Source organism: Bacillus sp. ISL-47 (assembly GCF_018613175.1).
Taxonomy (GTDB): Bacteria; Bacillota; Bacilli; order Bacillales; family Cytobacillaceae; genus Cytobacillus.
Genome location: NZ_JAGGQS010000022.1, coordinates 101,967 through 117,982 on the forward strand (window position 1 = coordinate 101,967; position 16,016 = coordinate 117,982).

The 16,016-nt window shown below is 37.8% G+C and carries 13 protein-coding genes and 1 other annotated feature; of the genes, 2 read left to right on the forward strand and 11 right to left on the reverse strand.

What is annotated here, in order from left to right; genetic code table 11:
• Nucleotides 1-129: 129 nt before the first annotated feature.
• The 5 genes from pepF to J7I93_RS09095 all read right to left on the reverse strand — a co-directional run bounded on the left by pepF (nt 130) and on the right by J7I93_RS09095 (nt 6,073).
• The gene (pepF, locus tag J7I93_RS09075) at nt 130-1,947 is read right to left on the reverse strand and encodes an oligoendopeptidase F (RefSeq protein WP_214725428.1); all 1,818 of its coding nucleotides are present in this window, start codon (nt 1,945-1,947) and stop codon (nt 130-132) included.
• A 140-nt stretch (nt 1,948-2,087) separates the two neighbouring features.
• The gene (locus J7I93_RS09080; RefSeq protein ID WP_214725430.1) at nt 2,088-3,302 is read right to left on the reverse strand and encodes a competence protein CoiA; all 1,215 of its coding nucleotides are present in this window, start codon (nt 3,300-3,302) and stop codon (nt 2,088-2,090) included.
• A gap of 268 nt (nt 3,303-3,570) precedes the next feature.
• The gene (mecA, locus tag J7I93_RS09085) at nt 3,571-4,230 is read right to left on the reverse strand and encodes an adaptor protein MecA (protein ID WP_214725432.1); all 660 of its coding nucleotides are present in this window, start codon (nt 4,228-4,230) and stop codon (nt 3,571-3,573) included.
• A 369-nt stretch (nt 4,231-4,599) separates the two neighbouring features.
• Nucleotides 4,600-4,995: a transcriptional regulator SpxA gene (gene spxA, locus J7I93_RS09090; protein WP_214725434.1), complete on the reverse strand. Its 396-nt coding sequence runs from the start codon at nt 4,993-4,995 to the stop codon at nt 4,600-4,602.
• Between the two features lie 502 nt (nt 4,996-5,497).
• The gene (locus J7I93_RS09095) at nt 5,498-6,073 is read right to left on the reverse strand and encodes a GNAT family N-acetyltransferase (RefSeq protein WP_214725442.1); all 576 of its coding nucleotides are present in this window, start codon (nt 6,071-6,073) and stop codon (nt 5,498-5,500) included.
• Nucleotides 6,074-6,342: 269 nt separating this feature from the next.
• On the opposite strand from J7I93_RS09095, the gene J7I93_RS09100 reads away from it, so the two are divergent.
• Nucleotides 6,343-6,528, forward strand: a complete 186-nt coding sequence (locus J7I93_RS09100; RefSeq protein WP_214725444.1) for a hypothetical protein — start codon at nt 6,343-6,345, stop codon at nt 6,526-6,528.
• Between the two features lie 149 nt (nt 6,529-6,677).
• Here the strand turns inward: J7I93_RS09100 and J7I93_RS09105 are convergent, their stop codons facing one another.
• From J7I93_RS09105 to J7I93_RS09130, 6 genes are all read right to left on the reverse strand, one after another.
• Entirely contained in the window at nt 6,678-7,844 is a 1,167-nt protein-coding gene (locus J7I93_RS09105) for a putative glycoside hydrolase (RefSeq protein ID WP_214725465.1), read from the reverse strand.
• 474 nt (nt 7,845-8,318) lie between these two features.
• Nucleotides 8,319-9,254, reverse strand: a complete 936-nt coding sequence (locus J7I93_RS09110) for an ABC transporter ATP-binding protein (RefSeq protein WP_214725446.1) — start codon at nt 9,252-9,254, stop codon at nt 8,319-8,321.
• Nucleotides 9,255-9,256: 2 nt separating this feature from the next.
• Nucleotides 9,257-10,324 carry an ABC transporter ATP-binding protein gene (locus J7I93_RS09115; protein WP_214725448.1) on the reverse strand — a complete coding sequence of 356 codons (1,068 nt, stop codon included), beginning with the start codon at nt 10,322-10,324 and terminating at the stop codon, nt 9,257-9,259.
• 12 nt (nt 10,325-10,336) lie between these two features.
• Entirely contained in the window at nt 10,337-11,254 is a 918-nt protein-coding gene (locus tag J7I93_RS09120; RefSeq protein ID WP_375137354.1) for an ABC transporter permease, read from the reverse strand.
• The gene (locus J7I93_RS09125) at nt 11,254-12,189 is read right to left on the reverse strand and encodes an ABC transporter permease (protein WP_214725450.1); all 936 of its coding nucleotides are present in this window, start codon (nt 12,187-12,189) and stop codon (nt 11,254-11,256) included. Before J7I93_RS09125 ends, J7I93_RS09120 begins: the two co-directional genes overlap by 1 nt.
• A gap of 94 nt (nt 12,190-12,283) precedes the next feature.
• On the reverse strand, nt 12,284-13,933 hold the full coding sequence (locus J7I93_RS09130) for a peptide ABC transporter substrate-binding protein (RefSeq protein WP_214725452.1): 1,650 nt from the start codon (nt 13,931-13,933) through the stop codon (nt 12,284-12,286).
• Nucleotides 13,934-14,549: 616 nt separating this feature from the next.
• Nucleotides 14,550-14,770, forward strand: a binding site (T-box leader).
• A gap of 127 nt (nt 14,771-14,897) precedes the next feature.
• Here J7I93_RS09130 and trpS point away from each other — a divergent pair.
• Nucleotides 14,898-15,887, forward strand: a complete 990-nt coding sequence (gene trpS / locus J7I93_RS09135) for a tryptophan--tRNA ligase (RefSeq protein WP_214725454.1) — start codon at nt 14,898-14,900, stop codon at nt 15,885-15,887.
• The last annotated feature ends 129 nt before the right edge of the window (nt 15,888-16,016 follow it).

The following is a 16,016-nucleotide window of genomic DNA, read 5'->3' on the forward strand; positions in this document are numbered from 1 at the left end:
AGGTCGTTAAGTGACGACTCTTTTGAGTCAGTTTTTTATTATAAGGACGATTTTCTTCTTTTTTTCCTTAATGTATTTGCTGGTAAAAAGAGAGTCCAAAAGCTATACTTTTGGGACTCTCCTTTTTAATTATGAAAGCAGGCTCTCCATTTCTTTCAGCTTTTCTTCAAAAACTTTGCATGCATCTTCAATTGGCTTGCTGCTTGTCATATCAACTCCTGCTTTTTTCAGAACTTCGATCGGATAATCCGAACTTCCGGACTTTAGGAACTCAATATACCTGTCGACTGCGGGCTGGCCTTCATCAAGGATTTGTTTGCTTAACGCTGTAGCAGCACTATAGCCGGTAGCGTATTGATATACATAATAATTGTAATAGAAATGCGGAATTCTTGACCATTCAAGACCAATTTCTTCATCAATGACAATGTCTTCTTCCCCAAAATATTTCTTGTTCAGCTCATAATATGCTTTTGTTAGTGAATCTGCTGTTAAAGCTTCATTACTTTGCGCCTTTGTGTGGATCAGATGCTCAAACTCCGCAAACATTGTCTGGCGGAAAACAGTTCCTCTAAAGCCTTCAAGATAATGGTTCAGTAAATATAAACGTTTCTTATCATCATCAATGGTTTTCAGTAAATAGTCATTCAAAAGTGCTTCATTACATGTAGAAGCCACCTCAGCCACAAAGATTGAGTAGTTTCCATAAGGATATGGCTGGTGTTTGCGAGTGTAGTAACTGTGTACGGAATGTCCAAACTCATGGGCCAGGGTAAACAAATTATTCACATTGTCCTGCCAGTTCATGAGGATATATGGATTGGTCCCATATGTTCCGGAAGAATAGGCACCGCTTCTTTTGCCTTTATTCTCATGGATATCCACCCAACGATTGTCGAACCCCTCTTTTAAGATCCTTAAATAATCCTCACCTAGCGGTTTCAAACCTTTTAGAATTAAATCCTTTGCTTCATTATAGGGTATCTCCATTTTTACTTCTTTAACCAGCGGGGTGTATAAATCATACATATGAAGTTCATCAACGCCTAAAACCTTCTTCCGCAGTTTCACATAGCGATGCAAAAGATGAAGATTATTGTTGACGGTATTCACTAAATTTTCATAAACACTTTCAGGTATATTATTGGCTGCTAATGCCGCATGGCGTGCAGAATCATAGTTTCGAATCCTGGCGTTGAAATTGTCTTTCTTAACATTGCCGCTCAAGGTGCTTGCGAACGTATTGCGGAACTTTCCGTAAGTATTGTAAACAGCTTTAAAGGCATCGTGGCGGACGCGCTGATCATCACTTTCAAGAAAGCGGATAAAGCGCCCATGGGTTATTTCAACTTCCTCACCATTTTCATCATTTATGGACGGAAACTCCAAATCGGCATTATTCAGCATGCCAAAAGTATTGCTTGAAGCCCCAAGGACTTCAGATGCCTGAGCCAGCAGCGCCTCCTGCTCAGCAGATAATACATGAGGTCTTTGAAGATTAATTTCCTCAAGGGAATGTTTATATAGCTGTAGTTCTTTCTTTTCTTCTAGAAAACCGCTAATCTTTTGTTCATCAACCGCAAGCAGCTCTGGCACAATATAAGCCAATGTACTGGCAGCTTCCGAGTATAGATTTTTTATCCTGTCATCCATGCCCTGGTAAAAAGAATTTGTCGTATCCTGGTCATAACGCATATGGGCATATGTATATAGCTTGCCGAGGCGTGATAGCAAATGATCCTGGAACTGCAGTGCTTCATATAAAGTCTCTGCGCTTGCACCAAGCTTGCCCTGATAAGTGCCCGCTTGTGGTATTAGTTTCTCAACTTCTTTATATTCTTTATCCCATTCATCATCAGTGGAAAAAACATCTTCAAGACGCCAAGTATCTTCTGCTGCAATTTCATTTCTTGCAGGAAGCTTTTTTACTGTTGATTCGTTTGTCATCTTCATCCTCCATTCAAAAGTCCCATTTTCTAAAGCACCATTACTGTATCTTCTCTTTACAGTGAGAAAATCCTTCTTTTATAGGTATTTATTGCTCATTGCTCAATTATTTTATGTTAAAAAAGGTATTTTCATTAACTCTATTTAACATAAAAGCATTCCTTTATATTTTCCACAATGATATTTCCTTTATCCCGGTAAAAATCCGCTTCCCGCTGAAGCAGCGAGGTTTGATTTTCAAATGCTGGATATGGAGCAGCTCTTCTGTATAGACCTTTTCCTGTTCTTAAAAGGAACTTTAAGTTAACAAGCAGCTCTGCATATTCTTTCACGGCAAGAACTGCCTCGCCACTGTGTACGAGAGGAAGTTTTCTGATTTTAATATCACTTTTCCATACCCTGTTTTGAAAGCATGAAATCATTCTTTCCAAAGAAAAAACATCTTCCTTCATGAGTACATCTATATGTAAATAACTTTGCCACTGTAAAGGGGATGTTTCAATATAGGGTGCGTGAAAAACCGGGAGGCCAATCTCAGGAGGCAGTAGAGAAGAATTAAGTGAGAGGGAATATAACTCTTGCAAAAATTTATTACGGAAAGCTCCTCGGGTTTGGGGTAGACCATTTTTCGCTTGCCGAATCACCCTTTGCCACTCATATTGATTTAGATTACTGTTAAGACGAGGTGGTTCAAATAATAGTTCTAAGCTGGCTTGGCCCATTGTCTTAATTTCAAAATTTGCAAAAGTGTTTCTTACTGTAAATGGAATAATCTGATGAATATTGATGAAAGACTTATTGATAGGACAAAAAGAAGGAATGACCCAACTGCCTGAAGCTGTTTTGCGAAGAAATAAATAGTGGAAACCAGATAAAGATATTTTATTTTTTCCTTTTCGGCTTAAATTTTTTCCTGCCAGTATCCATATAGGAATGATACCCGATTTAATGTACGCCTCTGAACGTTTTGTAAACAATGCCTCAGAAATGATTGAACACTGATACTCAATAGCATAATCTGTTCCTCCATACTTGACGCCAATATCCGGCCTTTGTGATATGTTGGGGTAATAAGGTTCAAGAACAGGATTAAGCCCTTTTTCTTTCAGCCAGCCAAATAAAAGAAGTTTGCCGTTAATATGATAATCTGACTCCCTTTCATAGCTTTCTGGACATTCCGATCCCTTTTTGTGGCTAAAATGGGGGATACGCTTTGTCCCAATTTTCAAGACAACCTCTTCGCTGCATTCAGGACAGAAAAATCCGTTCTGTATCCTAAGTTCCCTTAACCTCCGAAGATTATGCTTTTCAAATAAATTTACTCGTTCTCCTCCTTCTGTGTTTGCAACTAACAAATAATCAACTCCTTTCCTAACATTGCTATTTCTCCATTTGCTTCCAAAATCCTCTCTACTCAGAAAAAATAAATTTACTTCTTTAAATTAGAATCGAATAACCATGCCTATTGTAGTATTAATTCCTTCAAAAGACTTTCTTGCATTTTTGAAGGGATCTCTCGCCTTCCGCTCTAATCAATTCAGTGGATAAATGAGTTTAAAGCAACAAGTTTTGCGAAAACAGCCAAAATAAAAAAACCGATTCCAAAAATGAAATCGGTTTGAATTATTTAAAATGCTTTCTTAAGTGTGCGAAGACACTTTCTTCAATAATCAACTTACCGTACTCTATAATACGGTGTATCGTCGTGCTTGTTTCTTGCCCATATTCGAGGAGAATGCTTAGCATGTTATCTATGTCATCTTCTTCAAAAAGATCCTCCGGAAACTCTGCGAATAAATAGTACTTCCCCTCAAAGGAATATAACTTCGTGTTTATGGAATCAAGATTGGTTCTTTTTGATAAGGATATAATATCCTCAAAATCTTTAAAAGTTAAAAGAAATTCCAGATCACCCTCATATCCTGAGTCATCATCTGATTTGCGGAAGTGATGATCAAGCATTTCCTCTATATGTTCATCCACAGGCAAGTCTTTCACTTTTTCATCAGGAACAGGAAGTTCAAATTTTTGCCCATCCTTGGAAAGCTGAGCCTTTGTAACCAAGACCTCTAAGCCTTTATCCAAAGCCTGAACCTGTATCCAAAGCGGACCTTCCACAAGAAATTCTTCCTCCTGATGGACCTCATCCATCATTTCCCAAAAGAGTTCTTCACTCCGTTCACGATTGTACCAAATCTCTTCACGGTCAAAGCCTCTTTCTTCTATATCAAGATAAGAAATATAAAATTTAACTGTATGATCATTAATACGTTCGATTTCCATGCAGCAACTCTCCCTTCTGGCTATGATTGAAGGGACAAATACCCCCAGCAGTCATGTGTGTTATCCATTTACCCATAAATCAATTGGCTAATCCCCATATAAAAAGAAGGTAAAGTGTATTTTGTACCTTGTACTTTCATTTTATGACAAAACGAGAATAAAGGGAATTAAAAAGTCATATCTTTAATAAAACCGTTATATGCCTATTACAATTGGCTCAAATTAATGCATTTTTTAGCATATGCTAATAATGAAATAACATATATGTTTTTTTATATTCTATTATTATATCCATTTTCCTTGTTATTTTTCACATGAATAATAAAAAAGACCTCCTTCTGCAAGCAGAAAGAAGTCCAGATATTAAAATTAGTTAACCATGCGCTGTGCTTCACGCAGCTGGTAAGTTCGAACCTTTCTCGGCAGGAAACGTCTGATTTCATCTTCATTATATCCAACCTGCAGACGTTTTTCGTCAATGATGATTGGACGGCGAAGAAGTCCAGGGTTTTCTTTAATAAGCTCGAACAAATCTTGTAAAGGCATTGTTTCAAGGTTCACATCAAGCTTTTGGAATGTCTTGGAGCGAGTAGAAATAATTTCATCTGTTCCATCTTCTGTCATTCGAAGGATTTCTTTAATTTCGTCAATCGAAAGCGGTTCGGAAAAGATATTTCTTTCTTTATAACTAATTTCATGTTCTTCCAACCATGATTTGGCTTTTCTGCAAGATGTACAACTTGGTGAAGTGTATAATGTGACCATTTTACAAATTCACACTCCTTAAATTTAGACATATATAAATCCATTATCTAGATTAATATTTGTTTAATTACATATATTTAGAGCTATCTAAATTAAAATAACTTTAATCAAGTAATTTATATTATTTATTATACAACAAACAAGATCTATTTGGTATAACTTTTTATAAATATGATAAAAGTCTTATACATAAATTAAACAAACCTATTTAAGAATCAAATCTATTATATAAGACGAACCAGCGAGCAAAAAGTTTCATTTTTTTATTTAATTTTCCTATTTTATTTCTGAAAGAATCCATCAGCTTGCTCATTCAAGGAAAATTATGTAGAAATAAAAAAATTATATTTTCTAATCTCTTATTAATTACCCATATTTAACTCAATTAAACCTATAACAATTATTTTTTTATTCTCAATTAATTAATGAAAATGAAAACACAGCCATTTCCAGAAGTGGCTGTGTTTTTCCATTTGATGACTATGTGCTTTTATTGCTTTTCTTAAAGATCCTCCAAAACATCCTGGCCATTTTTATCTTCTTCAAAAGTTAGAACTTCTTCGACTGGCTGATAAGATTGGCCATAGAAATGCGTGTCCCTATAGGTGTGAATCATTTCATATGTTTTTTTCATTGCTTCATAAATCATTTCTTCACTTTCATTCCCTGGGGACCAATAGAGAATTTCCATTGAATTAATTTCATTTGTTGCAAGCGATCTCCGGCTGTAACCAATTGATTGGGCATGTTCAAACCCTTCTCTTTTATAAAAACGCAAACGTTTTTCTGTATCGGTATCTTCATAATCAACTGGCTCAACTTCTAAAATTATAGGCTTTCCCTTTGCTTTAAGCTTTTCAAGCAATTTATGGCCAAGCCCTTGGCCGCGGGCATCTTTTGATACAAATAAATAATCAATAAACACAAAATTGTCGAGCTCTACATACATAAGGACATGGTGAGGGCCTTCATCCTTGTGATAAATGTCCGAACGCTCCTTTAAAAGTGTTTCCATGTGATCTTTCGATTTCATTTCCTCTATAGGGAAATACTGATTCAATTTTTCATACCAATGCATGGATCTGCTCCTTTTCTGCTTCCCAAACCTTAGATTTGGTGGCGCAAGTATTTATTCCAGCATGATAAGCTCCCAGCTTTCCTTTCCATGAAGGTGTGTCTGAATAGAAAGTAATAAGCTATACATTTTCCTAAAAAACGATATATCCTGCCAGATTAAGTATTTGTGGAATTTCCCCTTTTAATACGTGAAAATTTCGAATAAAATAGGGATAGGGGATGTTTCATACTAATCACAGGAAACTGTGAAAAGAAAGATGGAGGTTTATCATGGTTGGTTACATAACAGATTTAACAATTGTTGCTTTGCTCATAATTGGATTTACTGCCTTATTAGGTGTACTAACTAATGGTATTGGAGAAAGGTTTTTTGGCGGTAAAAATAAATCCCAATTCGTGGATCAATCTGCAAAAGTGCAGACTGGATGGAAAAGCGTAGGCGGAAAGAAAAAGTAAATTCCGATATGCCTATATACTATGATACCGCATACAATAATGGTGTCAAATAAAAAGATAAACATAAAGCATATGTGGTCTTAACATTCGAGCCAGATTTAAGATTAAACGGTTAATAGAAAAGAGGCTGATTTCTTCAGCCTCTTTTTCTATGGAGTGTAATCCACATTCTGCGTATACGTATTGCCTGCATTCCATAAGAGGAATTCATTTATACCTTGTTCGTTTAAAGCCTTAATTTGGGCTTCGACTTCGGCCTTTCCGTAATTCTTGTAGTTACCCGATCCTAAGTAAGATGCCGTAAAGTCCTGAAGCCATGGTCTGGAAATAGGCGGTTTTTCAAGCTCACTCAACTTCTTTTTCTCAAGCTTTGCATATTCTGCCACCAGTTTGTATGGTTCTAGATCAGGTTTAGCTATTCCAAAGTAAGAAGTCCAATGGCTCGGATAAATCATCGAAGAAATTACATCTACATGTTCTGAGATCTTAGTAAAATTTTGGCCAATTCCAGGGGCTTCCGGCAAGGTTGCTGTATAGCCAAAAATATCAACTGAAACCTTTACTCCATATGGCTCTAACTGTTCCTTTGCATAAGCAACAAAATCAGTAACTGCTTTCACACGTTTTTGGACATTTTCCATTTCCAAATCTTTATATTCCCCCAGACCATATGACAAAGATGTATCCCGATGTTCAAATCCTTCCGGAAAACGGACATAATCAAACTGTATTTCCTGGAAACCCATTTTAGCTGCTTCAATAGCTATTCCTACATTATAATCCCAGACTTCTTTCAGGAATGGATTGACAAAAGACTCTCCTCTGCCGTTTTTCCATACCTTATTTCCTTCTTTGAATGTCAACTCAGGCTTCTTATTGGCAAGTACGGAATCTTTGAAAACAACCACCCTTGCGATCGGGTAAACTTGCTTTTCTTCCATTGTTTTCAGGATCTTCTTTGTATCTTTTATGTAGGGCTTCCCTATACCACTGTATGGGGAGTTTTCTTCCGGGATATAAGTCAAGTTTCCCCAATCATCCTTAATATCTATTACCATAGCATTTAATTCAGTCTTATCCATTAAACTTAAAAGCTTATTGAACCTTTCTCCACCTGCTGAATGCCCTGTTACATAAACCCCTCTTACAGCATCTGGGTATTGAAAAACATAGCCGGAATCAAATTGAAAACGGCTAACTTTCTCTGGGAGTTCTTTCAAAAGCGAACTGTGTGCTCGCTGAGGCTGCTTTCCTATTTCCAAAAATTCTTGTTCTTTTGCTTCACCGGTACCTGCCGTAAATGAAATACCTGCCATAACCAACAAGGATGCAGCTATCCTCTTTGTCTTTTTCAAATGTTATGCCCCCTCTTCCTTGCAAACGTCCTTACTGTTACTTTCATTATAAAGTTATTTCGAAACCTGTGCTATGATGAATCTTAAAAACTTGTACCTCTTTCCTTATATGTATCTTTTCCTCTTAATCTTTAAACCTTTTTTTAAAAAATAATTCACCATTTAAAACAAAATGTTTAATTAAGCAATTTCGCGGAAAAATATAATTAATCGAAAATTCTAATAGTAATATTCTTCAAAATGTTGTATTATATACTAAAGCAAATTACATTAGCGAATAAAAGTGTTAAAGACATATTTTCACTCTCGAAATGTGTACAGATCAATTTTACATCTTGGTATATCCTTTCGCATTGAAAGGGTTTGGCATTAAGTTTATTAATTATAACTTTTCCAGGATGTAAAAAAACGATCTCAGTATGAGATCGTTTTTTATTACTTTGCATATTGGGCTTTTAATTGCTGATATTCTTTTTCAGAGCAGTAAACAAAATGTCCTGGTGTAATTTCTCGCATCTCCAGCTGTTCACCTTCAGTATAATTGTGTACAGAAGGATCATAGGATTTTCTTCTGCGTGTCCGTTCCGTTTCTGGATCCGGCAGCGGAATCGCTGATAATAGTGATTGGGTATATGGGTGCATTGGATTGTTGTAAAGATCATCTGCTGGTGCTAATTCTACCAGCTTTCCAAAGTACATAACCCCAATTCTGTCACTGATATACTTAACCATTGATAAATCATGGGCGATAAATAAGTAAGTTAATCCTTTTTCACGCTGAAGCTTCTTCATCAAGTTTACAACCTGGGCCTGGATCGAAACGTCCAAGGCTGAAATTGGCTCATCAGCAATGATAAAGTCTGGATCAACAGCAAGTGCACGGGCGATACCGATACGCTGTCTTTGTCCGCCAGAGAACTCATGAGGATAACGGTTAGCATGCTCTTTGTTTAAACCAACCGTTTCTAAAAGCTCATAGACTCTCTCCATGCGCGCTTTCTTATCCTTAGCCAGACCATGAATATCAATGCCTTCAGCAATGATATCAGCAACCGTCATACGAGGGTTTAAAGATGCGTAAGGATCCTGAAAGATCATCTGCATTTTACGATTAAACTTTTTTAGTTCTTTTGCAGACTTTTTGCCATGTACATCTTCACCTTCAAAGAGAACCTGGCCATCAGTAGCGTCATATAATCTGATTATGGTACGTCCAGTTGTTGATTTTCCGCATCCGGATTCACCTACAAGGCCAAGAGTTTCACCTTTGTAGATATCAAAAGTAATACCATCAACTGCTTTTACCATATTCGGGCGTCCAACATTAAAGTGCTGTTTCAAGTTTTTAATTTCAAGTAATTTTTCTGCCATGATTATTTACCCTCCTTCACTAATACTGGTTTTTCAAATGTGGAGGATAATTGGCGCATACGTTTCTTTACAGCTTCAGGCGGCTCAACATTTGGAGCATCCGGATGAAGAAGCCATGTTTTTGCAAAATGAGTTTCTGAAATCTGGAACATTGGCGGTTCTTCTTCAAAATCAATTGCTAGTGCATAACTATTTCTTGCTGCAAACGCGTCTCCTTTTGGAGGATTTGTTAAATCCGGAGGAGTACCAGGAATGGCAGCTAATTCAGCTGAATCATCACTATCCACACTTGGCATGGAAGCTAGAAGGCCCCATGTATATGGATGGCGCGGGTCATAGAATATTTCATCAACAGTACCCATCTCAACAATTTGTCCAGCGTACATTACAGCGACTCTATCTGCAACATTGGCTACAACTCCAAGATCATGGGTGATGAAAATGATGGATGTATCCATTTTGCTCTGTAGATCCTTCATCAGTTCAAGAATTTGTGCCTGAATTGTAACGTCAAGCGCTGTTGTTGGCTCATCGGCGATTAAAAGCTTTGGATTAGCAGCAAGAGCAATTGCGATCATGGCACGCTGTCTCATACCGCCTGAGAATTCATGAGGATATTGGTTTACCCTTTTTTCAGACATCGGAATACCAACTAAGCGAAGAAGTTCAATCGCTCTATTCTTTGCATCCTGCTTGGACATATTTTGGTGCTTTATTAAGCCTTCCGTTATCTGGTTCCCTATTTTCATTGTCGGGTTTAAGGATGTCATAGGATCCTGGAAAATCATACTGATTTCTTTCCCACGGATTTTTTCCATTTGTTTTTCGGTTTTAGGTACTATATCATCACCGCTTAATAGTATCTGGCCTCCGGAAATCTGGCCTGGCGGCATAGGTATTAGCTTCATAATTGATTGGGACGTAACACTTTTTCCTGACCCTGATTCACCAACGATGGCAAGCGTCTCTCCCTTATGAAGGTCAAAGCTGACACCGCGGACTGCTTTTACTGTACCTCCATATGTTTGGAATGAGACTTCTAAATTTTTGACTTCAAGTAATTTTTCCATATTCTCACTCCTTTATTTCCGCATTCTTGGATCTAAAGCATCACGTAATCCATCGCCAACTACGTTGAAAGCAAAGATTGTTAGACAGATAAACGTAGCAGGGAAAAATAAACGCCATGGATAATAACGCATCGCCGGAAGACCATCATTGGCCATTGTACCCCAGCTGGCAAGCGGCGGAGTCAATCCAAGCCCCAGGAAGCTTAAGAATGCTTCAGTAAATATTGCAGAAGGGACAGTTAATGTCATGGTAACCAGAATCGGTCCCATTGAGTTTGGAATTAAATGTTTGCTCATAATTCTATTCGTATTGGCACCAAGCGTTTTCGCTGCCAGAACATATTCCTGACTCTTTAGTGATAATACCTGTCCACGGACAATACGGGACATGTTGATCCAGCCTGTGATTGACATCGCTATGATCATAGTAGTTAAACCCTGTCCAAGAACAACCATTAACAAAATAACTAATAGAAGATAAGGGACACCGTAAAGAATATCGGCAAAACGCATCATAAATTCATCAGTACGTCCGCCTTTATATCCAGCGATTCCACCCCAGATTACACCAATAATTAAATCAATCAACGCTGCAGCAACACCGATAAAAATTGATATCCTTGCACCCTCCCATGTACGCGCAAACACATCACGTCCAAGATCGTCTGTACCAAACCAATGTTCAGATGAAGGAGGCTGGTTCTTATTGCCGAGGTCATTTGATGCATAATCATATGGAGTCATATATGGTCCAAAGATCGCCATGAAGATTAGCAAACCTAATAGTACTAACCCAAACAAAGCGAGCTTGTTTTTTCGAAATCGGATAAATACATCCTTCCAAAATGAAAGACTCGGTTTTGAAATTTTTTCAGCTTCACTAAGCTGCGTTCCGACTAATTTAAACTTATCTTTCGAAATCTGCATAATTACTCTCCTTTCTTCCCGCCAGCAAGTTTAATGCGTGGGTCGATGATTCCGTATGCAATGTCAACAAGGAGAATAGATACAAGCAACAGAATACTGTAGAAAACTGTAACACCCATAATTACCGTATAATCACGGTTATTGATACTCGTTACAAAGTGTGCACCCAGTCCGGGAATACCAAAGATTTTTTCAATTACGAAGCTTCCTGTTAAAATGCCTGCAGTCAACGGTCCCATATATGTTACAACTGGTAATAGTGCATTACGGACTGTATGTTTAACTGTAATTACTCCACTGCTTAATCCTTTAGATTTTGCTGTTTTAATATAATCGTTTGCCAAAACCTCCAGCATGCTTGAACGTGTTAATCGTGCAATGAAAGCCATCGGTGTTGAGGCTAGTGCCAAGGCTGGCAGAACACTGTGCATGAATGTTTCCCAACGTGCTACCGGGAAGATACCCATTTTAATAGCGAGGAAATATTGCAGGAAAGATGCCATTATAAAGGAAGGCACAGAGATACCTAAAACAGCAATAATCATTGCTGTATAATCCGGCCATCTATTATGCTTTAATGCCGCAATGATTCCTAAAAGCACACCAATTGCAACAGCGATAAAAATTGCTTCCATACCAAGTAAAAATGAAACGGGAAAGCCTTCATTAATTAGGTCATTAACAGTTTGGCTTTTATATTTAAATGATGGGCCGAAATCCCAATTGACAATTCTAACTAGATACTCCCAATATTGTGCATACCATGGCTTGTCTAAGCCAAAGTGGGCATTCAGGTTAGCTTCAATTTCGGGAGGAAGTTTTTTCTCTGATGCAAAAGGGTTTCCGGGTGCAATGCGCATGAAGAAAAACGTTGCTGTAACAATCATCCATAAGGATAGGATCATATACAGTAAGCGCTTTCCAATATATTTCGCCATTGTCAAACACCTCCAATTTATTACTATGCCTTAATCAGAAACGAAGGTATATGGGATTAAATATCCCATATACCTTTCGTCAAGTTAGCTATTCTTATTCAAAGTATGCCCATTTGTACTGAACATCACCAAGTCCGGATACAACAACGTCTTTTAAGTTTTCAGCTTGTACCCAGTTATTAGTGTAGAAGTAGATTGGCGCTACAGGCATATCTTCCATGAAGATTGCTTCTGCATCCTTTAATAATTGCTGGCGAGCATCAGCATCAGTTTCTGTTGCAGATTTAGCAAGCAGATCCTGGAACTCTTTGCTTTCCCAGCCTGTATTATTGTTACCGCCATCAGCGTCACGATACATTTCTAGGAAGTTCATTGCATCGTTGAAGTCACCTAACCAGCCCATACGTGCAACTTGGTAATCCATTGTGTTAACTTTATCAAGGAAAACATTCCACTCGGCGTTATCAAGCGTTACTTCAACGCCAAGATTTTGCTTCCACATATCCTGGATTGCCTGAGCAATCTTTTGGTGTGCTTCAGATGTGTTATAAGAAAGAGTTACAGCAGGAAGTTCAGAAGCATCGCTTAATCCAAGCTCTTCTAAACCTTTTTGCAAGAATTCTTTTGCTTTCTCTACATCATTGTCAGGGAAATAACCCTTTTCGTTCTCTTCAAACATTGATGGAGGAACAATCGCCATAGCTGGAAGCTGCTCACCCTGAAGAATGTTGTCAATGATTTCCTGACGGTTGATTGCATGAGCAAATGCTTTACGGATATTAGCGTTGTTGAAAGGTTCAACAGTTGTATTAAACTTGTAATTATAGATTCCTGCAATTGGATTCGTTACTAAGCGGCCTTCATCTTTAAGAGCCTGCATAGCATCAGTTGGAAGGGCACCAGTTGGAGCTCCAGCCCAATCTAATTCACCATTATCAAACATGGATAGTTCAGTGTTTGGATCATTGATCATGATCATTTCGATCGTGTCTAGCTTAACAGTTTCAGCGTCCCAGTAAGTTTCGCTCTTCTCAAGGACAATTTTGTCACTGTGTGACCATTCTGTTAAATGGAAAGGTCCATTTGTTGTATAGTTTTCACCAGCATCAGTTGCCCATTCTGGATTAGCTTCGGCAATTTTGCTGTTAACTGGTAAATAAGTATAGAAAGCTGTTAATTCCAAGAAATATGGAGTTGGGTTTACTAATTTAACTTCAAGAGTTTTATCATCTACTGCTTTAACACCTACAGCATCAAGTGAACCTTCACCAGTGTTAGCTGCTTCGGCACCTTCGATGTAGTAAAGCTGGTATGCATATGTTGAATTGTTCGCTGGATCAAGCGCCCATTTCCAAGCATAAACAAAATCGTTTGCAGTTACAGGGTCGCCATTTGACCATTTAGCATCACGGATTTTGAAAGTGTAAGTCTTTCCATCTTCAGAAACCTGTACATCTTCAGCCATTGCATTTTCAGGCTTGCCTTCTTGACCAATACGAGTTAATCCTTCAAGGACTTGGCGAAGTACAGTACCAGATGTAGCATCTTCTGCTAATCCTGGGTTTAAAGATGGTGGTTCAGTATTAATATTAACTCTTAACTCCTGCGGCACATCTGACTTTCCGCCGTCGTCGCCGCCTTTGTCGCCGCCGTCAGAAGCATTGTCTCCGCCGCCGCTGCACGCAGCAAGGAACATGCTTAGCACTAGCAGCATGCTAAAAAAGATCGATAATCTTTTGTTCACGGTTTTAACCCCCTATATAATTTCCTCAAACAATACCTTTACGGGATGTCCCTATTTTAAAACACAACTGTACGCCCCAGATATATTGCTTAAATAGTCTGTTAATTTAATTTGCAAAAATTTGCTGACTATTTAGAAGGCAACAAAAAAAGCAAGTTTATATTCTCATAAAGATAGATTATCCCTTTATTCTGAGAATTCAGCCTAAAAGAAAGAAATCTTTAATATGTAAGCTATAAACTTACTCATTATGTACCATACTCTCGCTACCCGGAGTGATATAGTTTTGTTTTAAAATGTTACAAATTCGTAAAGAATATGTTTGTTACGTTTATTATAAATAGTTTAAAAACTTATTGCAAGTAGCTTTCTCGGCTTCAAGACAATCTAGCATTTTATTTATAGCTTAAATGTCTTATAAATTAAGATTTTTAAGATTTTAAAAAAATTTTTCAATTTATCATTTTTTGCGTAATTAAAGAAGGTTTTAAACCTATTTCTTCCAATTTTCCCGAATGGAAAACTGTCTCCAAGGCCTGATTAACTCCCATTTATTTACTTGATTTTTGAATCTCATTAGTATATTTTATTATATAATAACAATAAAATTTATTTGAAATCGGCAATGAAAAAAGAGTAGTAAATTTACTTAGGGTTGGCAGAGAGCCTGTGGCTGGTGAAAACAGGAAACCCGGTAAAATTGAATGGACTTTTGAGCCTTCTGAATTTATTCAGGCGTGTCCTCTCGTTATCGGGGATCTATGCAGATAACATGCATAGGACAGAGTGACTCATTGTGAGTAATTAGGGTGGCAACGCGGACCATTCGTCCCTATTTTTATTAGGGATGGATGGTCTTTTTTGTGCTTATTTTAAGCATAAAATGTAAATACTTCCAATATACCCAAGTCTGTTCAGCCTGCAGTAATAGCGCTTTTTTCAGCCAAATAAAGGAGGAAAACCTATGAAAACAATCTTTTCCGGCATCCAGCCGAGCGGAACGATTACCCTCGGAAATTACATTGGTGCCATGAAGCAATTTGTAGAATTGCAAAATGAATACAACTGTTATTTTTGTATTGTCGATCAGCATGCGATAACAGTTCCGCAAGACAGGCTCGAATTAAGAAAGAACATACGCAGCCTTGCTGCCTTATACTTGGCAGTAGGAATCGACCCTGAAAAATCGACTCTGTTCATTCAATCAGAGGTTCCGGCACACGCCCAAGCTGGATGGATGATGCAATGCGTTTCCTATATAGGAGAGCTTGAACGCATGACACAATTTAAGGATAAATCTGAAGGTAAGGATGCAGTCTCCGCAGGATTGCTTACCTATCCTCCACTTATGGCTGCAGATATCCTTTTATACAGTACTGATTTAGTTCCTGTCGGAGAAGACCAAAAACAGCACTTGGAATTGACCCGCGATTTGGCAGAAAGATTTAATAAGAAATACAATGACATCTTTACTATTCCAGATGTGAGAATCGCCAAAGTTGGCGCGCGTGTAATGTCACTTCAGGATCCTTTAAAGAAAATGAGCAAATCGGACCCTAATAAGAAGTCGTTTATTTCCTTATTGGATGACCCTAAACAAATAGAAAAGAAAATTAAAAGTGCAGTAACGGATTCAGAAGGTATTGTAAAATATGACAAGGAAAATAAGCCTGGCGTTTCCAACCTTCTTTCCATATATTCCATTCTTTCGGGTAAATCTGTAGCAAATATTGAAAAGGATTACGAAGGCAAGGGATATGGCGACTTCAAAGCTGGACTGGCAGAAGTTGTTATTAATACGATTAAGCCAATCCAGGATAAATATTATGAACTAATGGAATCCCAAGAGCTTGATGATGTACTTGATCATGGAGCTGATAAAGCGCGTAAAGTCGCTAATAAAATGGTCGGGAAAATGGAAAATGCCATGGGACTTGGCCGGAAAAGAAAATAAAAAAACAGCCGATTGGCTGTTTCAGTTTGTAGACAAAAAGGGTTCGGAACAATCTCATTCCGAACCCTTTTTTGATTTTTTGTTGGATTTGAAGCAATTATTGAGAAATACAGACCTCTCCGAGGTTAT

Coding starts and splice junctions, on each gene's coding strand:
- J7I93_RS09125 (WP_214725450.1), bottom strand. CDS start 12,189: ATGGCGAAATATATTGGAAAGCGCTTACTGTATATGATCCTATCCTTA.
- trpS (WP_214725454.1), top strand. CDS start 14,898: ATGAAAACAATCTTTTCCGGCATCCAGCCGAGCGGAACGATTACCCTC.
- pepF (WP_214725428.1), bottom strand. CDS start 1,947: ATGACAAACGAATCAACAGTAAAAAAGCTTCCTGCAAGAAATGAAATT.
- J7I93_RS09100 (WP_214725444.1), top strand. CDS start 6,343: ATGGTTGGTTACATAACAGATTTAACAATTGTTGCTTTGCTCATAATT.
- J7I93_RS09115 (WP_214725448.1), bottom strand. CDS start 10,324: ATGGAAAAATTACTTGAAGTCAAAAATTTAGAAGTCTCATTCCAAACA.
- mecA (WP_214725432.1), bottom strand. CDS start 4,230: ATGGAAATCGAACGTATTAATGATCATACAGTTAAATTTTATATTTCT.
- spxA (WP_214725434.1), bottom strand. CDS start 4,995: ATGGTCACATTATACACTTCACCAAGTTGTACATCTTGCAGAAAAGCC.
- J7I93_RS09095 (WP_214725442.1), bottom strand. CDS start 6,073: ATGCATTGGTATGAAAAATTGAATCAGTATTTCCCTATAGAGGAAATG.
- J7I93_RS09105 (WP_214725465.1), bottom strand. CDS start 7,844: ATGGCAGGTATTTCATTTACGGCAGGTACCGGTGAAGCAAAAGAACAA.
- J7I93_RS09110 (WP_214725446.1), bottom strand. CDS start 9,254: ATGGCAGAAAAATTACTTGAAATTAAAAACTTGAAACAGCACTTTAAT.